Genomic DNA, 21,036 nt, shown 5'->3' with positions numbered 1-21,036 from the left:
TGCTCATTCTCCTATCAGATCCATATAATAATGCTCAAGATTTGCTGTGGACAGGTTGATTCCTTCAAGTGGAATTCCATTTCTAATTAACGTTGACATTAACTGTTCAAGATCTGTCAAATCCTTGGGAACCAATATTTCTCCGGCTTCTGACAATGTGATCGAATGAATATTAAGATCGTTCTTAAGCACGTTTATTGCTGCAGCTATTTCAACGGTCTTAATACAAATTTGTGCTTCGGCTGATTGCAAGAGTTCTTCCACAGAGACTTCCTTAATGAACTGCCCTTTATGAATAAACCCGAATTTGGTAGCTAACAATTGGAGCTCACTCAAGATATGGCTGGAAATCAAGATGGTAACCCCTTTTTCATGTGCCAGCTTAGCCAATAATTTTCTCATCTCTACAATTCCTGTAGGATCAAGTCCATTAATCGGTTCATCCAACACTAAAAATTCCGGTTCATTGAGAAGGGAAATTGCCAGCCCTAAGCGTTGACGCATGCCCAGAGAATATTCCGTTGTATTTTTGTTTTCAACATCCGTTAGTCCCACTAAATTCAGCACATCTTTAATTCTCTTGAAATCCGAAATACCATGAATCTTACAATAAAAGCTTAAATTCTCTTCAGCATTCATATGGGGGTAGAGGGCAGGTAGCTCTATTAAAACCCCCATTTTTTTTCTGACTCGTGCGATGTCCTTCTCACTACTTTTACCCATCAATTGGATAGTCCCTTTTGTAGGGTAAACTAATCCACTAATTATTTTCATGAGTGTGGTTTTACCTGCTCCATTCTCACCTACAAAGCCATAGATATCACCCTGTTTAATCTGCATATTTATATTATGAAGCGCATTTGCACTGCCGTACTGTTTAGTTAATCCCTCAGCTTCAAAGATTGTTGTATTCATTTTTCAACTCCTCCATACCGTCTACTACTAATTGATATTAAATTAGCATGTTTACTAGAATTACTAATCGCAATAGTAAAAAACACTGGAATAAATGTAACTTTCACCACTTCCAAGTGATCCCTAAAAGGATAAAGGTTGATTATACTCCCATATAATGTATTATTATTTATACACAGGAGGGGAATTTCACATGATACATATTGCTATTTGTGATGATGATTTTAAGACAACAGAATGTATTGAGAGATTGATCCTTAACCATCCCATTCAGCAGACCGTAAAGATAGAGGTATCCATATTCTATTCTGGTGAAAGTTTCACGAAAGCCATTCAACATGGTTGTCCATTTGATCTTATTTTTATGGATATAGAAATGAAGGGAATAAGCGGAATAACAGCGGGTCATATATTACGGAGAGATTGTGATAATGATAGGGTTCGGTTGATTTACGTATCGAGCCACGAAGAGTATCATGTTCAACTATTTGACGTTCAACCTTCTGGTTTTATAAAGAAGCCTATACATAACGAGTCTTTTGAAAAAAAACTAATCTCTATGATTCAGCAAATAAAGGTCAAGCGTCAGCAAAATCAACCAAAATTACTGCCTGTACACCAAAGCGGAACTAAACTACTTATTCCAATCCGTAATATTATGTACTTGGCAAGTGATCGCCGAAAAATCATTTTGCAAACAACGGAAGATCAAACGGAATATTACAGTACTTTATCTATAGAAGAAGGAAAGCTACCTTCGAAGCAGTTTGTGCGGATTCATCAATCGTATCTTGTGAATTTCGATTACATAAAACAAATTCAGGGCAAAAAAATTGTATTAACGAGTGGGGAAGAACTTCCGATTAGCGATAAGCAAAGCACCGTAGTGAAAAAGAGTTATTTGCAATTCAGGGGGAGTCTGCTTGAATAATATTCTACTGGATGAGCTGTTCTATGCCCTCACACTGGCAGCTCTCCCATTTATCATTCATTATTTCTATGATCATTGTTTCCCACGGCTTTGGGAATCCAAAGTAATCCTTTATTCCGTATACACTGCTTATTATATTTTCGTACTCCTCCTTCATTACAGCCCATTCCCCGGCTTATGGATGCTAGGGCTTAATATAGTGGGGATCGTTCTCTTGTCCTTTTTGTATAAAGGAAAAATACAATGGCGAATTGGTGCTGCTTTATTTATAGTCGCACTGATTATTCTTTCAGATGCAGCTACTGCACCTGTGTATACGACAAGCGGATACATCTTTACCTTGTTTTTGTCGAAGATTCTGATGTTTATACTGGTACAGATCACGCTTCGTTTTACCAAAGCTTTTGGCGAGGGCAGTCTAAGCAGTTGGTATTGGATCGGGCTGTTCTGCTTTCCGTTTATCAGCATCCTCAGTATTGCAAAATTATCGGGCGAGCTGTCATTGCGGGAATATCCGGCGTTGTATCCGACTTTGTCCGGAGGATTGCTGTTAATCAACTTCCTGATCATTCTTTTGTGTGATCGTGTATTAACCATACAATCGGCACAGAATAAAAACTACTTGTTGGAACAGCAGAACACCTACTATATGAACCAGTATCTGCTCACGAAAGAAAGGCAGCAAGAAGTCTTTACGTTTCAACATGATTTCAGGAATATCTTGCTCGGCCTGAGGTCTCAATTACAAGCTGGGGAAAAAGAAGCCGGACTGAATGATGTGGATAAGCTTCTTGGAGTAATAGAACTCTCTTCAGGTGAAAGTAATACCGGCTCCATCCTAATCGACTCTATCATTAATTACAAGTCGCAATTTGCCAAAAAGCTGGGTATTTCCTTTCAAACGGATATTAAGATTCCACCTCAGCTTGACCTTGATGCTTATGCATTTAGCATTATTCTAGGGAACACCCTTGATAATGCCATAGAAGCATGCAAGCATCCAGGTGTGACTCAGCCCTATATTAAATTCCAGCTTCATTATCATAAGGGTACTTTATTTATCAGAATACAGAATCCATATCAGCATTCAATACGTATGAATCATTTCGGGGAATTAGCCACAACAAAACGAGACAAGCATTTTCATGGTATCGGTCTAAAAAGCGTAAAGAATGCGGTAGAAGAAATCGGCGGAATATGGGATATCATCTATGAAAACCAAATTTTCCAAGTGGAAATTTGTCTTTTTAACATTGAGATCTTATCAGTTGCAGAAACTGAGCAAAAATGCACCTCATAGAAAGACATCGGACCCAGAGGTTTTTCCAATGTTTATTCTAAGGGGTGCATTTCAGTCACAAGTACATCTATTATTTTACTTACGGTTCGATTGTAAATTTAGACGAAAACGAAATACTGCATCTTCACCGTACCACATAGGGAAATTGGTACCCCAGATATTGTTGTGCAAATTAAAATGCCATCCTTTATCTAGAGAAACAAAAGAATTATCAAATTGTAGCAGTCTTTTTTGACCCGGTGCAGCCAAAGCAGCATCCATGGTTTCGATAAAGGCGCTCCCATCTGCCCCCTGATAACTAACGCCACGTCCAATTGCATGAAGATTACGATTCCCGTCCTTCACTACACGCAAAGGTGAGACTGGCAAGCCCATCTTATCCATCATCCAAAGATTTGGATTATCGACATTCAATGCACAACCGAACCAGCTTGCTTCTGGAAGGCGGTTCGCTTCTTTTCCGAACCATTGCAGTGATACGTCAACCGTACCTTCATGCTCAAAATCATACACTAATTCAAGTTCCTTCGGCGCACCATATAATTCATAGGCTTGTACCGGCATGCGTAAACGTAGCAAGAACCGTTTGCCGTTTACTCGCATCATATCAGTCACGATGGGCTCATATAGCTGATGGCTAGGTAATGGTCGAACGAATTCAAAGCCAGGCTTATTAAAGTCGGCATCAGACCATGGATGGGTGAAGCTTAAATTTTGCATATAGGTACGGAAGTATCTGGCATAGTCCTCCGTTCCAAACGTCTCATAGGCGTAAACGCCGAAGGGATGGCTTTCGTCTACCCATACTTTCTCATTAGCGTCCGATAAATGAACAAGTGAGCCATTCACACCAAAGGTCAGTTTATAACCCTCAACCGCGTACACCTCTTGGACACTAACCTGCTCAGCATCAGCGGAACAATCTTTCCTCGTAGGCTCTAGCCTACCGAACGCTTCCTTTGCCTCCGCTTGTTTATCTTTATCCAGGCATGCGACTGCCTGATCCAGATAGCCTCGTTGCTCCGCCCAAGAACGTTCGATCATCGAATACTTTCGGACGCTCTGTTCTGAGGCAAATAAACCAATAGAATGTTTATCGAATTCATCCATAGCGAATGCACCAATATAATTGAATTTCGCAGGAATATCGTCTATATCAATCTCGTCCTTGATTCTAGCATCATTGAAATCTATTTTCGCATAGTTTCGAAAGTCAGGAAGCCATTTTTTTACGTCTAAACCCCATGTATGCTCTGCTACCATCAACATAGCATCGCTCATCCCTTTATAGGCAGTACTATGCTCGTCTAAGCTTCCTTCGGACAGCCATTTGCTTCTCAAACGTTGAAGCTCACGAAGCTTGGCAAGTTTTAATGGATCTGTCCCTGCACCATGAATCCAAGTATCACCGATTTCTTCACTAACCACAGGAAGCTGCTCGCGAACTTGCATAAGACTTCTTGCAAATGCATCTAGTGAAGACGCTATAATCTCAGCGTCAGGGTATCGTTCTTGGATTTCACGGAACTGCTCTTCGATTTCCTCAGCACTTGGCGGCCCACAATTGTCACCTGTATGCGCAAATAGCAATATATCGTCGATCCCTTCAATCTCAACCGGCTCTCCGTAGCTTCCGGCATAGTTCACAATTAATTCGCTGCCATCCTCTGCCTGCCAGCGAAACAGCTTTGGTACATCAGGACGCATAGATGCTGGGTTAACTCCGAGATGCATATACTGAATGCCTGCTTTCTGCATATACGGAACCATGGACAGGGTATGACCTGGCACATCCGTCATTTTGGCGGCTATCGTTTGTTTTCCAAATTGTTGATCAAGCTCTTGGCTGATCGTTAGCCCGTATTGGAAAAGCTCCTTATCCATAAGCTCTGTATGTGTAGTGAACGGTAACCCATGCCACACTATATGTCCTTTACGAATTGCCTTCTCCATCGCTTCTCTTTCCGAAGCAGGTGCGCGATCCAAATAATAACGAATTAGCCAGGATCCAGTCGTCCATACAAATTGCGCGCGGCCTCCTTCAGCCTCTAATGTATCGGCCAAAGCGATCGCTTTCGGAATATACTCTTCCATGTATTGTCTTAATACATGCGCAGCCAAATTCGTGAACCCAATATCCAAATGCGTTTTAAATACAACATGGACCTTCTTAGTGTTATTCATTTTCCCGACCTGCTTCCGTTAGATTATGGCTTATAGAAAACTGGAATTTCCAACGATCTATTTTCAGATTATTATATGTCACTGATCTATACAACCAAATAGTCCGAAATAATAACATTAAATAATATGAAAAATACAATGTCGCAATTTTATATCACTGATATAAAAAAAACTCTTCCCTCCACAAAAATGTGGGGAAAGAGCCTCAAAAGTTAATTTACAAGCGAATTATTTAATAACGTTGGGTCTAACGGAGCTTCGCTCGACGATGGTGGTATCAATCTTAATCGTTAGCGCCCCTTCACGTGAATTATCCATCCGTTTAACAACTCGCTGGACAGCTGCTTGTCCGAGTTTCTCTGTAGCTTGTCTTGCTGTAGTTAATGGAACCGGCAGCAAGCTTGCCAATTGAATGTCGGTAAACCCTATGATAGACAAATGATCCGGAACCAATATTTGCATGGAGATTGCCGTATACAAGCATGATGCAGCGATATAGTCGTCTGCACATACGACTGCCGTTAAAGCGGAATTATTACCTAAAAACGACGCCAACTGCACATTCGGAGCATTCAACTGATGCATATAATCTTCTGAGCAGCTCAAGTAAATTTTACGGCTGTTTACCGGCAGATCATGATCCAGCATAGCTTGAAGATAACCTCTATACCGGTCTTCCCTGCTCGTCACACCATCAAATGCCATTGAAAGATATCCGATTTCCTGATGGCCTTTCTCAATCAAATACTGGGTGGTTTTATAAGCCCCTTGGTAATGATCATGGTAGACACAGTCAATCTGCACCTCTCGAAAGATACGATCAATGATAACTAGAGGGTAGTTTAATAGACTAAGCTCCAATACTTTCTCACTGCACTGCATACTCCCACGCGGATATAAAATAATACCCTCCACTTGATCATCGTACAGCTCTTGCAAGCATATGCTTTCGTCTTCTTTGTCCCCAGTCATTCGAATGAGTAAATGACAATTCGCTTCACGCGCTTCTTTTTCGACGGAAGTAATTATTCTACCAATATAATCATCCATATTAGGAATCACCAATGCAATCCTTCGTATCGGTTTCTTCTCCTCGATCACCTTCTCCAGCATCTGTTCACCGGAATGTGTATGCTGGTAATCAGCGGATATGAATGTCCCACGACGGGCATGGCGATAAACGATCCCTTTTTTCTCCAAGATCTGCAGAGCAAGCTTCGCCGTCATGCGACTGACACCGTACAACTTCGCAATTTCCCCTTCAGATGGGACAAGATCATGTGACTGAAGCCTTCTCTTCCTTATTTCTTCCATAATATGATTTGCTGTCTGTATATATAATAGCGGTTTCCGCTCTTTTTGATGATCCTGATTATCCATTCGAGTCTTCACCCTTTACTCTTCTATGCCGTTAGTCTAAATATTTCGAATGGGACATCTTGTTCTCAAAATAGAATGAACAGTGGATTTATATGCTGCGTTATCAAATAGGAGGTCAACCACTTGAAAAATAAAGAATCATTTGTATTCGTCACAATCCCACTATCCGAGATCAAGAAATTCATTCTTATTGACTTTGTAGCTGGAACGGTCATTTACTTTGCCATTAGGTTTCCCTTACATTCCTTTATAGCCGCCTCAGCCGGCAGCATGTTCGGCCCAATACTCATTCGCCAATCCATGAAATTGGTTCAGAATCGCGCTAAAGCTTAAACCATAAAAGGCAAACTTTCAACCTTGCTGTATGTATTTTAGAAATTGTTCAATCTGTTTTTTATGATGCTTATCATGTGGTATAAAACTTCTCATATACTTGCGAACACTGAACTTCTTGCGGTCTCCATCCTTATATTCCAAATCACATTCTTCATCCGATAATCCAGAGACTGCATCTAAAATTCTAGATCTGTAGAGCACAAATTGTTCAATCAAGGTTTGCTTGGATAACAATTTGGCATACTCAATCGCGTTAGCATTAAATTCGTTAAAATCCAAATGTTTCGTTGTTAGTGGTTCTTTCAAAATAATCTTCTTAATAGCACCTTCATAGAAATATTTATCCCAGAGCATGAGGTGACAGAGAATATCCTTCACGGTCCATTTACCAGTAGCTATGGGCTTATCCCAATGTTTATCTGGCACCTCTTCTAATGATTTCACGAATGGAATAAGAGACTTAAATTCGAGTATCATTTGCTCCTTTGATTTTACTGCCATAGAAGCTAACCTCCGTGTGAATATAAAATAGAATAGCAAAAATATTATGCAGCATCATCCTTAGAAGCAGTTATTAGATCAGCCTCAGTAGATTCTGGATTCAGCCAAATCTCAATCATATCATGGGTACGCTTTACATCATTTTCATCGAGTATATAATACCATTGATCCGTATGTTTTCCTTCCCCTTGGAGCATATGACTCGTTATTTCAGGGGTTCCACCTTCAAGAATTACCTTCTTAGCCAAATCCAAAATAAAATCTGACTTCATATTGGTTTTAAAGTTACTGCCAGCAATTTCAATAATGTTCTGTATATTAAGAATATTATCTATTCTTTTCATCCGATCAAGCGCTGCTTTTAGGAAAATCCTTTGTCTCTCTGTTCTCTTAAAATCAGAATCTTCCCGATATCTTACATACATTAAAGCTTCCTTACCGGAATAGATCGGTTTGTTCGGCTCAATTCTTAGTTTTTCATGATCGGGGCTCTTATTCTCTATCACCTTGGTGATTGGAAGCACCACTCCTCCAAGAGCATCTGTAACACCCACAAGCCCATTAAAATTAATAGTAGCATAGTAATCAATAGGTGCGTTCAGTAGATTCTTAACGGTATCCACACTCATCTGAGGACCACCGTAGGAATGCGCTGCATTAATCTTGGTTTCTTTTCGTGCTCCTTTGATATTTTCTGCTCCAATAATTTCAGTATATGAATCACGGGGAATGGAGACGAGCAGTGCTTTATGGTCTACAGGTCGAATAACTGTATAAATAATGGAATCAGAAAGTCCGTTTTCTTTGCCACGCTGATCGGTGCCTAGTAGAAGGATAGAGAAAGGACGGTCTTTATTTTCCGTCGTTGCTTGTAATCCAGATTCTTCAGTGTCTTCCAACGGCACATAAGACTCTTCAAGGGTGTGTTCAATAGTTGGTGCTACAACATTATCAAACCCAAAAATCATTAGTTCTTTACGGAAAATAAAGGATCCCAGCCCAACAAGAAGTAAGGTAGCGATCGAAAAGTACCAAATCTTCATTTTCTTGCTGATTTTATTCTTTTTCACTTTCTTTTTCTCGATTCTACTTAATGCAAATGAAGCAGGTGGATGAGTGCTCTGTTTATTTTTCATTTGAATGAATTACCCTTTCTGTTTATGCGACTTCTCACCATTAATGAACATCACTTTTTATTTGTGCCTACCCTCCATTACCTAAATATCCCATTATTATAGACGATCATTGGATCGATAAGTTTCTTTTTATAAGAAATTTTTGAGGCAAAAAAAAGACCACATCCTATCAAGGATGGGTCTGCAAAGTTTATTGAGGTTACATTAGGTTTTGTTCAGGATCGTATCGATTTCACTTTTCAGTAAAAGATACCTGACAACACTTCTCATAATTGGGACTTTGGTTAACTTATGCTGGTCTACATAGCTTTTCATTTGATCTTTAGACAGACCAAGCAAGCTACCGGCTTCAGACACAGTCAATACTTCTTTGTTGCTTGTAGCGTTAAAGGTTTTCTTCACTTTTAAATTCCAGTCTTCAAACACCTGCACTTACATCCGCCACCTTTCTACTAAGCGAGAAATATAAGACATAAAGTATTGTGTGAAACTTATAATTTCTTATATTTAAAAAAATCCCCAAACTATAAGTTTGGGGATTCTTTTCACAACTTTAGAGTTTTACAACATTCTCAGCTTGTTGACCACGATTGCCTTGAACTACGTTAAATTCTACACGTTGTCCTTCATCCAAAGACTTGAATCCGTCACCAGTGATTGCGCTGAAATGTACGAATACGTCTTCTCCGCCTTCAACCTCGATAAAACCAAAGCCTTTGTCTGCGTTAAACCATTTCACTGTTCCTGTTTGCATAATATAATTACCACCTTTTTTTAATTTACATGTTATTCTTATCCCAAAAAAATCTCTTACAAAATCTCTAAAAAAATAAAAATTCACATATGGTACAAGGTTATTGTCATCTTAAGAATAACCCTCTACGCTATGTGAATTAGCAGGTAACTACTTTCGATATATTGATTATAGCACATCCGATGGCATGTAGATACCTTTTAGATTATGTAAGAAATGGAAAAAACCCTAATCCTTTATAAAAGGACAGGGTTTCCCACCTGTAATCACGATATCACATCAGTTTAAATTTTAAAATAAGACAATTTGTCCAGCAAATCTTGCACCATTGAGCTAAGGGATTCCGTCGAAGCTGAGATCTCTTCCATAGAAGCAAGCTGCTCCTCTGAGGCTGCTGCTACACTTTGTGAATCTGCGGACGCTTCTGATGCAAGTTCGGCTAATACTTTTACACTAGCTGAAATTTGCTCTGTACCAGCAGTCATCTGCTGTGCAGCTGCAGATACTTCCTGAATCTGATCTGTAACCTGTGTCATTTCAGCAAGAATCGATGTAAACAAAAGATCACTGTCAGATACACCCTGCACACCGATACGTACTTGCTCATTACCAACGGCCATAGCCTGTGAGGCTTGATTAGTATCTTGGACCACATGTTCGACTAATTCAGTAACTTGTTCGGCAGCTTGTTTCGTTTGATCCGCCAACATCCGTATTTCCGAAGCTACTACAGCAAATCCACGACCTTGTTCACCCACTCTGGATGCTTCAATTGCTGCGTTTAATGCCAATAGATTAGTCTGCTTACTAATATTTGAGATCAGACCAATAATCCCACTAATCTGTACAGATCTTTCACCTAGTCGTTCAATCGCCAGACTGGTCTCGTCCACGGATTGCTTAAGCTCTGTCATCTGGTTCACCGCCATTTGAAGCTGTGCACTGCCTCTCTTCGTTTGATCGGTTACTTCGTCTGCAGATGCAGACACCGCTGATGAAGAGTCAGCGATACGTTGCACTCCAATGCTAAGATCGCTCATGGCCAGAGAAGATTCTCCTGCATAACCATTCTGCAGTTGCGCTCCCTCGGCGACTCGTCCAATAGCCACAGCAATCTGTTCAGCAGCTTTCCCTGTCTGTTCCGCGTTCGCTGTCAACTCTTCAGAAGTAGCACCCACTGACATCGATAAATCAGCCACAAGTCCAAACATTTCTCGAAGCTTATATGTCATCTGATTAAAATGTGAAGACATCTTACCGAATTCATCATCATTTCGAACCTGCAATGTTTGTGTTAAGTCCCCTTGAGCCATAAGCTGCAATTTCTCAGATAATACTCGAAGCGGTTTGATCACCATTAACCATAATTGTAAGACTATAACTATTCCTAGAATCAGCATCCCAACAATCATGATAATAAATGATTCTGTTTTCGTTTGTTCGTAATCAGCCATGATTGTAGCTTTAGGAATCGCAGTCTGCGTATACCATACCTGATCGCTTTCTGGCAGTGGAATCGGAACAAAAATACGAAGTACATTTTCTCCTTTCGAATTATTGGTGTACCCCTGAACCGACTTCCCATTCTTCACTTGTCTCCACAGTGCAGCTTTCTCTTCCGTATCACCGAAATCTTTAAGTACACTTTCTGGATCATTAGGATTAGCTGCATATTTACCATTACCCGTGACTAGAGAAACGTATCCACCCATAGGTTTATATTTCTCAGCATCCTCCTGGAGCTTTGATAACGAAACATCAAATCCTACCGTCCCAAGAAAAGTGCCCGATTTGTCCAAAATGGGCAGCATAACCGAAATCATCTCTATAGCCCCACCAGTCGTCTCATAGGAATAGGGTTCAATGTAGATCGGTTTTTTCTCTTTTTTAGGTATAAGGTAATAATCACCCGCACCTTCTACATCGTAATTCTTTAAGGGTTCAACCGTTATTGAACCTTGATTCCTAAGAACATAAGGAATAAAACGCCCCGTACCATCATCATATGGCGTCTTATTGATATTAGCCTGATCATTTTGATCGAAGGCATTGGGTTCCCACACTGTACTAATTGCAAAAAGCTCGGGTCTATTCTCAAGCATCGATTTCATTGTAGAAATAACTTCTTCACGACTCAAAGTTTGATGTTCTCTTGATTCAACCAGTACTTCTGTGAATACCTTTGCTGCCGACTCTATGTCTACCATACTATTCTGAATAGTTTCCGCATAACTTCGCCCAGCAACTTCCGCCTCTAGTTCACCGTTCGATATGCTCACACTTCGCAGATTAAGCAGATTCGCGATTAGACTAAAGAAAAAGATAACAATGATAACTAAACTTACTACCAGAACAAATTTAACCGTTAAAGAAAGCCTACGATATAACGCCATCTGAACAACTCCACTCTAGGATAATATACCTTATCTTTAATCGACAAAATACGACTATCATTAAATAGGTCTTTTCACCTATAATTAAATAATAAAATTTAAAACACCTATCCCTTCAAAAAGTATGTTTAAATAAAAGTAGCCTAACTAAAAAAATCTCAATACAAAGGAGTTCATGCCGATGGAAATATCCTCTTTTTTGTTGCCTAAAGATCAAGTTGCCTATATCACTAACTCACTATCCATGCTGGAAGCCTTAGAACAATTAGAGCAGCACCATTATACGGCTATCCCTATTATTGATAATGAAGGAAAATATGTAGGAACACTTTCGGAAGGGGATCTATTGTGGAAGCTGAAAAACACAGCAGGTCTAACTTTTGACAATATAGGAGAAGTTCCAGTAAGCGATATCCAGAAGCATGTTCATAACGAGAGCGTTCTCATAAATGCCGAAATGGAGGATATGCTGACGCTCGCCGCAGATCAGAATTTTGTTCCTGTGATTGATAAAGAAGGCGTGTTTGTCGGAATTATTCGTCGAAAAGATATCATTGAATATTATACTCGCAACATTACTGATTAACTGATTAATTGAACAACAAATAGACCTGATCAGCAACATCATGAGAAGATGAAGCTAATCAGGTCTATTTTCTACCCTAAATTATAGTTCAGTCAGAATAATAGTTCCTTGAGGGGTGATAGCTAATGTATGTTCATACTGTGCTGACAGACCGCCGTCAATGGTACGTGCAGTCCAACCATCCGCATCAATTTTTGTTCTGTAGCTGCCTGTGTTCAGCATCGGTTCAATGGTAAATACCATCCCCTCTTTAAGACGAGGTCCTCTGCCAGCCGGACCATAGTGAGGTACTTCTGGTGCTTCATGCATTTCTGAACCAATCCCATGGCCAATAAAATCACGCACAACTGAAAAACCATTAGACTCTGCGTAAACTTGAATAGCATGAGCGACATCCCCGATACGGTTGCCTGCAACTGCCTGCTCGATACCACGGAATAAAGATTCCTTTGTGGTGTCTAGCAATTTAGTCGCCTGCTCACTAATGTTGCCAATCCCATATGACCAAGCGGAATCTGCCAACCAGCCATCTAAGTTAACTACCATGTCTATGGTTACTATATCTCCATCTTTAAGTGGTTCCTTTTTCGGAAATCCGTGGCAGATTACATCATTTACAGAGGCACAAGTTGCGTACGGATATCCGTTATATCCCTTTTGCTCAGGAGTTGCTCCTTGAGACAGTATAAATTTTTCTGCAAATTCATCAATCTCCCAGGTAGTAATTCCCGGCTGTAGAATTTGCGCAATTTGACGATGACATTCAGCGAGAATTTTTCCCGCCGCACGCATTTTTTCGATTTCTTCCATCGTTTTCATGATAATCATAATATCGCCTCTTCTGTACAGAACACATCACTCTCGGGCAATGGCTCTTCTTTTGTATTTAGTTTCCCCTTTATATTATGAAAGAAAAACACGAGAAATCCAAATCATTAAGCAAAAAAAATATTTATTCCTGTCTGAAACTAAAAAACTCCCCTTATTCTTATAAAAATGTGGTTAGGGTTAGGGTTAGGCCAACCAACAAAGAGGTGTCCCAGCAGCCATAATGCAGGCTCTGGGACACCCATTTCAGTCTAAATTAGATTAGTCATGAAAATTAAGACCTGACGAAACCGCTTTGACATAACCTGCACGGATCACGAAATCTCCAAAATGCTCGCTATGCAGACGTTCTTTTGAATAACGATGAAGAATTGGCTCCAGCGTCTCCAGAATTTCTTTTTCATCTATGTTTTCTTTATACATTTTGTTCAAGCGATCTCCCGTAAAACCTGCTCCCAAGTACATATTATATCTGCCTGGACCTTTACCAATAAACGAGATTTCGCCTAGTGCCGGTCTTGCACACCCATTAGGACAGCCTGTCATCCGGATCACGATTTCCTCATCGCGTAGACCAGCTTCATCAAGGACAAGCTCTAGCTTATCAATCAACGAAGGCAAATAACGTTCTGCTTCAGCCATTGCAAGTCCGCAGGTTGGTAGCGCCACACAAGACATCGAACTGCGTCGTAGCGCAGACAGATGAGCTCCGTCCGTAAGTCCATGCTGTTTAGCCAGCTCAGCCACTTTTCGCTTTTTGGCAGTGGTTACGTTAGCAATCGTTAAATTCTGATTCGGCGTAAGCCGGAAATCCCCGGTATGAATCTTGGCAATTTCCCGCAGTCCAGTCATCAATGTGTACCCTTCTTGGTCATGAATCCGTCCGCTTTGGATATAAAGCGTCAAATTCCATTTTCCATTGGTACCCTTCACCCAGCCATAGCGATCTCCATTATGGTCGAAATGGTACTCACGTGCCGCCTCAAGCTGCCATCCGAGTCTTTCATGCAGCTCATCGACAAACCATTCCAGACCGTGGCGGTCAATCGTATACTTGAACCGTGCATTTTTGCGGACAGAACGATTTCCATAGTCCCGCTGAATCGTTACTGTCTTCTCCGCTACATCAATCAATTGATCAGGACGGCAAAAACCAATGATACGGCCAAGCTGAGGATACGTGCTGGTATCGCCATGCGTCATTCCCATACCGCCGCCTACAGAAACGTTGAACCCTACCAGCTTATCATTCTCAAGAATAGCGATGAAGCCTAGATCCTGCGAGAACACATCTACGTCATTTGAAGGAGGCACCGCAAGACCAATCTTGAATTTACGCGGTAAATATACCGGACCATAGATCGGTTCAACTTCTGCCCGATCTCCTAAACTATCCACTACCTTTTCACCGTCTAGCCAAATTTCATGGTAAGCGGGAGTACGTGGGGATAGATGATCACTAACTTTGCGCGCCCATTCATAGACTTCTGCATGCACCTCAGATTGATAAGGATTCGGATTGCTCATTACGTTACGGTTGACATCCCCACAAGCTGCAAGGGTTGTCATTAGCGTATCATTGATGCTTCGAATGGTCTTTTTTAAGTTCCATTTGAGAACGCCATGCATTTGAAATGCCTGTCTTGTAGTCAGACGTAAGGTTCCGTTACCATACTTCTGTGCCAGATCATCCATCACCAGCCATTGTTCCGGTGTAGCTACACCACCTGGGGCAACTACGCGAAGCATAAACTGGAATGCTGGCTCCAGCTTCTGACGTTCCCGTTCATTGCGCAAATCTCTGTCATCCTGCATATAGCTTCCGTGAAATTTAAGCAGCCGATTATCATCTTCAGGCAGACCACCCGTAATCGGATTGCTTAGTGTCTCAACTAATGCACCCCGCAGATAGTTACTCTCCGATTTAATATGCTCAACATCACTTGGAGGCCCGCCGATCGGCTTAACCTTCTCATTGTTTGCCATTGTTGTTATCTCCCCCCGAAGTCATTCGATAACTCCATCTATCCATTAATAGACATCACGCTGGTAACGCTGCGTCTGTTGCATATCTTCCAGATAAGCCGCTGCCGCTTCAGGGCTCAGTCCGCCCTCACTCTGAATCACCGTAAGCAGTGCAGAATGAACATCATGCGCCATGTACTTCTCGTCACCACAAACGTAGATATGAGCACCTTCTTGCAGCCATTCATAAACCTCACGACTCTTTTGTAAAATGCGATGTTGTACATATACTTTCTCTTCGGTATCACGTGAGAAGGCGACATCCAGCTTGCTTAGAACGCCATCCTTTAGCATTCTCTGCCAATCAGTCTGATACAGGAAATCTGTTACAAAATGCCGATCCCCATAGAACAGCCAAGATTTCCCTTCCGCTCCCAGTTCTCCACGTTCCTCGAGGAAAGAGCGGAATGGTGCAACACCTGTGCCTGGTCCGATCATGATGATCGGCGCATCCGGATTAGTCGGCAGCTTAAAGTTAGGATTATGCTGAATGTAAATAGGCAAAGTATCTCCCGGCTCTACTCTTTCTGCGCAATGCACTGAGCAGACACCGTAACGTTCCCTACCGTGAGCCTCATAACGTACAGCTCTGACGGTTAGATGAACCTCATCCGGGTTAGCTTTATAACTGCTGGCGATAGAATATAGCCGTGCAGGAAGCTTCCGCAAAATCGTCACAAAACTGCTGGCTGGACCTTCCCACGGTGAGAAGTCCTGGATCAAATCGAGTAGATCGCGTCCTTGAATATACGCTTTAAGCTCCGGAGCACGGTCTGGAGCTAATAACTCACTCAGCTTGTTTGAAGCAGACAGCTTTGCCGCTTGCTCCAGCAAAGGTTTGGTCAATACAGTGATTTCATAATGATGCAGAAGTGCCTCACGTAAGGCTCCTTCATCACCTTTCTTATTAAACGGAACCTTATCATTAGGATTCCAGCCCATAGTATGAATAATAGCGTCCACCAGTTCAGGATGATTCTCTGGGTATACTCCCAGTGCATCCCCAGGTTCAAACTGTATATTAGAGCCTTCAAGCGATAGTTCCAAATGGCGAGTCTCCCGGTCCGAACCGCGTCCGTTCAAATTCAGATTCTCCAGTACCTCTGCCTTAAAAGGATTATTACGAGTATATAGAGGTTCTTGTGACTCTGCGTCCTCCGCGGCTTGAACCGCTTTTGCAGCAATGGCTGGAGCATTTAAATTTGCATTTAATGCACCAATTACACCTTCAAACCATTCGGCAACGGAATCGTCATAATCGAGATCACAATCTACACGTGGACTTAGGCGCTTACCACCAAGCTCCTCTAACCTCTGATCGAACTCTTTACCCGTCTGACAGAAAAATTCATAAGAGGTGTCTCCCAGAGCCAGAACTGAAAACCGTAGGTTCTCTAATTGAGGAGCTCTTTTACTGTAAAGAAATTCATGAAAAATCCTTGCATTATCAGGTGGTTCACCTTCTCCATGAGTACTCACCAATAGAAGTAGATTTTCAACCTTTTTAAGCGCTGTAGGTTTGAAATTGTTCATCGCGGAGAGTGTGACCTGAAATCCTTGCTCTTCCAGCTTGCGGGACAAGCTCCCCGCAAGTCGCTGGCAATTCCCCGTTTGCGAACCAAATAATATGGTCACTTCCCGTGAGGCTGCTGGTTGGCTCGTTACAGCAGCGCCAACCTCTGTATTTCCAATCTTATTCGATGGCACTTGAAGTTCAGCACCTGCTGGCGCTGCCGCCGTAGTACGTCCAATCGCGGACAAATATCCACTGAGCCATATTTGCTGCGTCTCCGTTAAGGTTGGTAGAAGACGATTGAGAAGCTCGACTTGATTCTCGTTAAAAGGACTGTTCGTTACCTGTAGTTGCAACAATATCCACCTCTCCTAAACATGAAATCTGGTTATGATCCGTGCCTCAATTGAATTTATCTGAGCCTTTTTTAGAACCTCATAAAATCAGGCTATCACAATATTTGTAAACGATCAATGAAGTCATTTTCACCTAAAAATTGTTAATTATTGAAAAAGTATCAATAAAGTACGTAAAAACCGATCAAAACAGTATGATTTGCCCTGTTTTGATCGGTTTCATTATAAAAAATGATACTATTTATAAAATATTGTGATAAATAAAAACTATAAATCCTTCTTACTTTCGGGAAATAATACCTCGCCTACCCCTGTCTTTATCTTCACAATCTCTTCAAGCGTATTTGATAACTCACCTGGCGGATAAGGCTTCGTCAAATACTTCTGTATCACATCATTCAATTGGTTCTTATCTGATTGATCCAGAGCAGAAGAGATAACAATCGGAATATTCTCTGTTCTCGAATCCTCTTTTAGCATTCGGATCAAATCCCAGCCGTCCAGTTCTTCACCAAGCATCAAATCAACCACGATCGCAACAAATGGTGTTTTCAAGGCTTGATCAAAAGCTTGCTGTGGATGATAGTGATGGGTAACACGGAACCCCTTCCCTTTAAGCTCTTCTGATAAAAGCAACGAAAGACTATAATCATCTTCAACAATCATTACATTCGGTTTGAGCTCTTTATCAGCATTCCATTTATTCAGCTCATCTTGCTGCCGGCTTGCTTCTGCATTAAGGATTGGAAGGCTAAACCAAACGGTTGTCCCTTCACCCTCTACCGAATCTATACCGATGGTTCCCTTTTGTTTCTCAATAATTTCTTTACAGATGGCAAGACCGAGACCTGTTCCACCAATTCTTTTGGAGGCACTGTTGTCCACTCGTCTGAATTTTTGGAATAGCTGTCCGATTTGATCCTTTGGAATGCCCAGACCATTATCCTGGATACGCACAATAATATGATCCGGCTCATTATGCAGCAGTACCTTCACTTCATTGTTAGAGGGTGAGAACTTGATCGCATTACTTAACAAATTCGTTAGAACTTGGACGATCTTATCCTTGTCCACATCTACCTCCGCATTCAGAGCCTCATCCACCAATAGCACATGATGTGTGCTACTAAGTTTATATTGATCGATAACCCCAAGGACAATTTCACTAAGATTTACATGCTCCGTGATATACTGCTGCTTCCCTGACTCCATTCTCTGCAGATCCAGAAAATCATTAATAAGCTCAGTCAACCGCTTCGCTTCCTTATGAATCGTCTCCAAATACTTCAGCTGCTTCTCAGGCTTCATGGTTTTGGACAATAGCAGTTCCGTGAATCCTAATACACTCGACAATGGCGTTCTCAGCTCATGACTTACCGTACTGACAAGATCAGATTTCATAAGATCCAGCTCGTACTCCCTAGTGATATCTCTATATACAAACAATGTACCAATTCTAAGCTCCCGACGGAAAACAGGAATCGCATAAACATCAATATGCTTCTTGGATTCCGTTCCAATGGAGTATTGCATACTGCTAGACTCCAGAGCATCCTCAGAGATTGCCTGTTCAAAAAACGACCGAAGTTCATGGTTCTCATTCGAGCGTTCGATGAAATAATCCATCCATTCTTTTCTAGGAGTCAGTGTACCTTCGATCCAGTCATAGTTAACGATGTTGCACAGCGCCTTATTCATCTGAAGCATCACGCCTTCTGTACTCACGAACTGAATGCCTTCGTTTACGTTATTCACGATATCGCGGTTCAGCTTTCGCCCATGTTCAATCTCTTCGTACATGAACAAACGTTCAATCGCCAGAGCTACGCGATTCATCATTCCTTGAACCTCATTAATCTCTTCTTTACTGAAAGAATGTCCAATCCGGGTCCCGCAAAATACAGCTAGAATCTCATCTTCTGCATTTACAACAGTGGTATAGAAATCATAACAGTAGACCTCATCCGCAGAAATCCCCTGTTCCGATTGCGTAGCTAGACGCTTAATCAGATAGGTTTTTTCCGTCTTCAAACGATATAACATTTCATTGTTCTCATTATCGAGATAACGCTCTACATTTTCCTGAGGAATCCCTTTAACAGCCGCGATCTTATCTTTTACAAGAAGGAAGAAACTCGAATCAAATGAATACAGGTGATGCATGAACTGAATAAACTTATCTGCAAATTCATGTTTATCTAAGGTGTAAGTAATGTCATGATTCAACTGATTATTAAGCTCAAGCATTTTTTTTGTCTGTTCCGTATTCTTCAGCGTTTCCGCTAGCTCCAGCTGTACACTCTTCATAGAGGTGACATCATACGCGATAAAAATGTACTGATAAATCACACCCTCATTGTTCAGATACGGCACGACAGTCAGATGCATCCAGATTGGCGATCCGTCTTTAGTCAGAATCTGGAGTTCATTGCTCCATACCCCGCCCGTATATAATTTGTTGAAGATCTTCTGCATTTGTTCTCTAGAAATATTATAGAGTTCAAATAACTTATAGGTAAAACCGATAATTTCAGAATTTTTATAGCCGGTATATTTACTTAAATTATCATTCGCGTAGGTAAATACTCCTTTATCTGTAAGGATCCCCACCGCTGAGGATTGATCGAGTGCCTTCATCATACTCTCTATTTCACTAAGCGAACGTTGCAGTCTATACTGCTGATCCTGAAGTTCATCTTGCTGCGCGTGCAGCTCTTCATTCTGCATCATCAATTCTTCTTCTTTGTCCTGAATACTTCTGGCCATATTTAGAAATGCATTATAAAGCCGACCAATCTCATCTTGATGCTTAAGCTTGCCGAGAAGAATTTCCTCACCGGCAGCCAAGGAATGAGTGGCCCCTTCCAGCTTCAAAATAGGATTAATCAAATTCTTAAGAATCCGCCAGATCATAAAGGTAAAGAACAGTAGAATAATCGTGCTAAAAAAGAAGGCGATAAAGGTGAATTCGTTAGCTCGTTTAATATAATCCATAGCCATGGTATTTAATGCTGCATCGGATCGCTGTCTGTACTCTTTCGTATACGTTAGAAAATCATTCACTGATTTAGTAATACCATCTCCGGATAGTACTCTTAAAGCAGCATAATCATCAGCCTCGACAAGCCGAATTGCTTCCGGTAAGGTTTTATTTTTATACTGGACATAAAATGATTTTAAACCATCTCTAAACAAGGCTTCTTCGGCGGATAAATTAAGATTAGAATACGTATCCAGTATTTGATCAAATTTTACTAAGGCTGCATTTAAGAGCTTTAATTCATTCTCGTCCTTAAGCAAAGTGAATCCCCTAGCTCGGAAAAACACCTCATTTAACGTGCTCGCCATCTCGCTGATCGTGTCTGCTTTATACTGCAAACTTTCACGTTCTCTACTTAATTCATCTTGCTCATAGTTTATGAAAATAAAAAAAACAGTTCCCATAAGAAAGATTAAAGAAAACACTAATACAATGATGCGGAAATATTTATTTTTGATGCTGTGATTAGCGTTACTTTTCTTCACCACTCAGGATCCCCTCCACAATCTGCAAGAGTTCCATCGGACTAAATGGTTTCGGCATGAAGTAACGCGCACCTGCTTCAACTGCTCGAATTCGATCTACATCTTGAGCTTTGGCCGTTAACATTAATATAGCTGTACTTTTCTTCTTCTCCTCATCCAGCTGCTGAAGCACTTCAATCCCTGTCATTTCCGGCATCATATAATCCAGAATCACCAAATCATAAGGATCCGTAGACAGCTTAGTTAGAGCTTCCAACCCATTCTCCGCTGTGTGAATCTCAACATTCTCCAAATCTTCCAATGTATCCTCGATTAACATCCGTAATACTTCTTCATCATCCACTACCATTATTTTTTGCATATTCACACAATT

The 21,036-nt window shown here is 41.1% G+C and carries 17 protein-coding genes; 4 read left to right on the top strand and 13 right to left on the bottom strand.

Annotation, left to right across the window (positions count from 1 at the left end; genetic code table 11):
• Positions 1-3 precede the first annotated feature (3 nt).
• The gene (locus ACQKMP_RS11640) at positions 4-915 is read right to left on the bottom strand and encodes an ABC transporter ATP-binding protein (RefSeq protein ID WP_076284638.1); all 912 of its coding nucleotides are present in this window, start codon (positions 913-915) and stop codon (positions 4-6) included.
• Between the two features lie 193 nt (positions 916-1,108).
• On the opposite strand from ACQKMP_RS11640, the gene ACQKMP_RS11635 reads away from it, so the two are divergent.
• Both ACQKMP_RS11635 and ACQKMP_RS11630 read left to right on the top strand, forming a co-directional pair.
• Positions 1,109-1,846, top strand: coding sequence for a LytTR family DNA-binding domain-containing protein (locus ACQKMP_RS11635; RefSeq protein WP_339266062.1), 738 nt, complete (start codon positions 1,109-1,111; stop codon positions 1,844-1,846).
• Complete coding sequence (locus ACQKMP_RS11630) at positions 1,839-3,146, top strand: ATP-binding protein (RefSeq protein ID WP_379424322.1); 1,308 nt, start codon at positions 1,839-1,841, stop codon at positions 3,144-3,146. The genes ACQKMP_RS11635 and ACQKMP_RS11630 overlap by 8 nt, the downstream gene beginning before the upstream one ends.
• Before the next feature lie 75 nt (positions 3,147-3,221).
• Here ACQKMP_RS11630 and ACQKMP_RS11625 read toward each other — a convergent pair whose 3' ends face one another.
• Both ACQKMP_RS11625 and ACQKMP_RS11620 read right to left on the bottom strand, forming a co-directional pair.
• Positions 3,222-5,330: a DUF5054 domain-containing protein gene (locus tag ACQKMP_RS11625; RefSeq protein ID WP_427469399.1), complete on the bottom strand. Its 2,109-nt coding sequence runs from the start codon at positions 5,328-5,330 to the stop codon at positions 3,222-3,224.
• A 228-nt stretch (positions 5,331-5,558) separates the two neighbouring features.
• A complete protein-coding gene (locus ACQKMP_RS11620) occupies positions 5,559-6,710 on the bottom strand; it encodes a substrate-binding domain-containing protein (protein ID WP_427469397.1) in 1,152 nt (383 codons plus the stop codon).
• A 123-nt stretch (positions 6,711-6,833) separates the two neighbouring features.
• Here ACQKMP_RS11620 and ACQKMP_RS11615 point away from each other — a divergent pair, with 123 nt between their 5' ends.
• Positions 6,834-7,043 carry a hypothetical protein gene (locus ACQKMP_RS11615; protein WP_042189964.1) on the top strand — a complete coding sequence of 70 codons (210 nt, stop codon included), beginning with the start codon at positions 6,834-6,836 and terminating at the stop codon, positions 7,041-7,043.
• 18 nt (positions 7,044-7,061) lie between these two features.
• On the opposite strand, the gene ACQKMP_RS11610 is transcribed toward ACQKMP_RS11615, so the two are convergent.
• The 5 genes from ACQKMP_RS11610 to ACQKMP_RS11590 form a co-directional block, all read right to left on the bottom strand.
• The gene (locus ACQKMP_RS11610; protein ID WP_042189967.1) at positions 7,062-7,547 is read right to left on the bottom strand and encodes a DinB family protein; all 486 of its coding nucleotides are present in this window, start codon (positions 7,545-7,547) and stop codon (positions 7,062-7,064) included.
• 44 nt (positions 7,548-7,591) lie between these two features.
• Complete coding sequence (locus ACQKMP_RS11605) at positions 7,592-8,683, bottom strand: LCP family protein (protein ID WP_427469396.1); 1,092 nt, start codon at positions 8,681-8,683, stop codon at positions 7,592-7,594.
• A 204-nt stretch (positions 8,684-8,887) separates the two neighbouring features.
• Positions 8,888-9,115 (bottom strand): helix-turn-helix domain-containing protein, encoded by a 228-nt coding sequence (locus tag ACQKMP_RS11600; protein ID WP_042189969.1) that lies wholly within the window; start codon positions 9,113-9,115, stop codon positions 8,888-8,890.
• A 121-nt stretch (positions 9,116-9,236) separates the two neighbouring features.
• Entirely contained in the window at positions 9,237-9,437 is a 201-nt protein-coding gene (locus ACQKMP_RS11595) for a cold-shock protein (protein WP_036685790.1), read from the bottom strand.
• Between the two features lie 284 nt (positions 9,438-9,721).
• Positions 9,722-11,830, bottom strand: a complete 2,109-nt coding sequence (locus ACQKMP_RS11590) for a methyl-accepting chemotaxis protein (RefSeq protein WP_339266073.1) — start codon at positions 11,828-11,830, stop codon at positions 9,722-9,724.
• Between the two features lie 181 nt (positions 11,831-12,011).
• Here ACQKMP_RS11590 and ACQKMP_RS11585 point away from each other — a divergent pair, with 181 nt between their 5' ends.
• Positions 12,012-12,416 carry a CBS domain-containing protein gene (locus ACQKMP_RS11585; RefSeq protein WP_042189973.1) on the top strand — a complete coding sequence of 135 codons (405 nt, stop codon included), beginning with the start codon at positions 12,012-12,014 and terminating at the stop codon, positions 12,414-12,416.
• An 81-nt stretch (positions 12,417-12,497) separates the two neighbouring features.
• On the opposite strand, the gene map is transcribed toward ACQKMP_RS11585, so the two are convergent.
• From map to ACQKMP_RS11560, 5 genes are all read right to left on the bottom strand, one after another.
• Entirely contained in the window at positions 12,498-13,244 is a 747-nt protein-coding gene (gene map / locus ACQKMP_RS11580) for a type I methionyl aminopeptidase (protein WP_042129378.1), read from the bottom strand.
• Positions 13,245-13,505: 261 nt separating this feature from the next.
• On the bottom strand, positions 13,506-15,230 hold the full coding sequence (gene cysI / locus ACQKMP_RS11575) for an assimilatory sulfite reductase (NADPH) hemoprotein subunit (RefSeq protein ID WP_339242568.1): 1,725 nt from the start codon (positions 15,228-15,230) through the stop codon (positions 13,506-13,508).
• Positions 15,231-15,275: 45 nt separating this feature from the next.
• Positions 15,276-17,138: an assimilatory sulfite reductase (NADPH) flavoprotein subunit gene (locus ACQKMP_RS11570; RefSeq protein WP_339248628.1), complete on the bottom strand. Its 1,863-nt coding sequence runs from the start codon at positions 17,136-17,138 to the stop codon at positions 15,276-15,278.
• A gap of 267 nt (positions 17,139-17,405) precedes the next feature.
• Positions 17,406-20,663 carry an ATP-binding protein gene (locus tag ACQKMP_RS11565; RefSeq protein WP_156113155.1) on the bottom strand — a complete coding sequence of 1,086 codons (3,258 nt, stop codon included), beginning with the start codon at positions 20,661-20,663 and terminating at the stop codon, positions 17,406-17,408.
• Positions 20,650-21,024, bottom strand: a complete 375-nt coding sequence (locus tag ACQKMP_RS11560; RefSeq protein ID WP_042194236.1) for a response regulator transcription factor — start codon at positions 21,022-21,024, stop codon at positions 20,650-20,652. Before ACQKMP_RS11560 ends, ACQKMP_RS11565 begins: the two co-directional genes overlap by 14 nt.
• Positions 21,025-21,036 lie beyond the last annotated feature (12 nt).

It is taken from the genome of Paenibacillus sp. NPDC101420 (genome assembly GCF_050277435.1).
Taxonomy (GTDB): Bacteria; Bacillota; Bacilli; order Paenibacillales; family Paenibacillaceae; genus Paenibacillus_AQ.
Note: the sequence above shows the minus strand (reverse complement) of the source record. Positions and strands in the feature narration are given on the sequence as shown.

Excerpts from the sequence above, each read along its gene's own strand:
- ACQKMP_RS11640 (WP_076284638.1), bottom strand. The coding sequence starts at position 915 with ATGAATACAACAATCTTTGAAGCTGAGGGATTAACTAAACAGTACGGC.
- ACQKMP_RS11635 (WP_339266062.1), top strand. The coding sequence starts at position 1,109 with ATGATACATATTGCTATTTGTGATGATGATTTTAAGACAACAGAATGT.
- ACQKMP_RS11625 (WP_427469399.1), bottom strand. The coding sequence starts at position 5,330 with ATGAATAACACTAAGAAGGTCCATGTTGTATTTAAAACGCATTTGGAT.
- ACQKMP_RS11620 (WP_427469397.1), bottom strand. The coding sequence starts at position 6,710 with ATGGATAATCAGGATCATCAAAAAGAGCGGAAACCGCTATTATATATA.
- ACQKMP_RS11610 (WP_042189967.1), bottom strand. The coding sequence starts at position 7,547 with ATGGCAGTAAAATCAAAGGAGCAAATGATACTCGAATTTAAGTCTCTT.
- ACQKMP_RS11605 (WP_427469396.1), bottom strand. The coding sequence starts at position 8,683 with ATGAAAAATAAACAGAGCACTCATCCACCTGCTTCATTTGCATTAAGT.
- ACQKMP_RS11595 (WP_036685790.1), bottom strand. The coding sequence starts at position 9,437 with ATGCAAACAGGAACAGTGAAATGGTTTAACGCAGACAAAGGCTTTGGT.
- ACQKMP_RS11590 (WP_339266073.1), bottom strand. The coding sequence starts at position 11,830 with ATGGCGTTATATCGTAGGCTTTCTTTAACGGTTAAATTTGTTCTGGTA.
- ACQKMP_RS11585 (WP_042189973.1), top strand. The coding sequence starts at position 12,012 with ATGGAAATATCCTCTTTTTTGTTGCCTAAAGATCAAGTTGCCTATATC.
- map (WP_042129378.1), bottom strand. The coding sequence starts at position 13,244 with ATGATTATCATGAAAACGATGGAAGAAATCGAAAAAATGCGTGCGGCG.
- cysI (WP_339242568.1), bottom strand. The coding sequence starts at position 15,230 with ATGGCAAACAATGAGAAGGTTAAGCCGATCGGCGGGCCTCCAAGTGAT.
- ACQKMP_RS11560 (WP_042194236.1), bottom strand. The coding sequence starts at position 21,024 with ATGCAAAAAATAATGGTAGTGGATGATGAAGAAGTATTACGGATGTTA.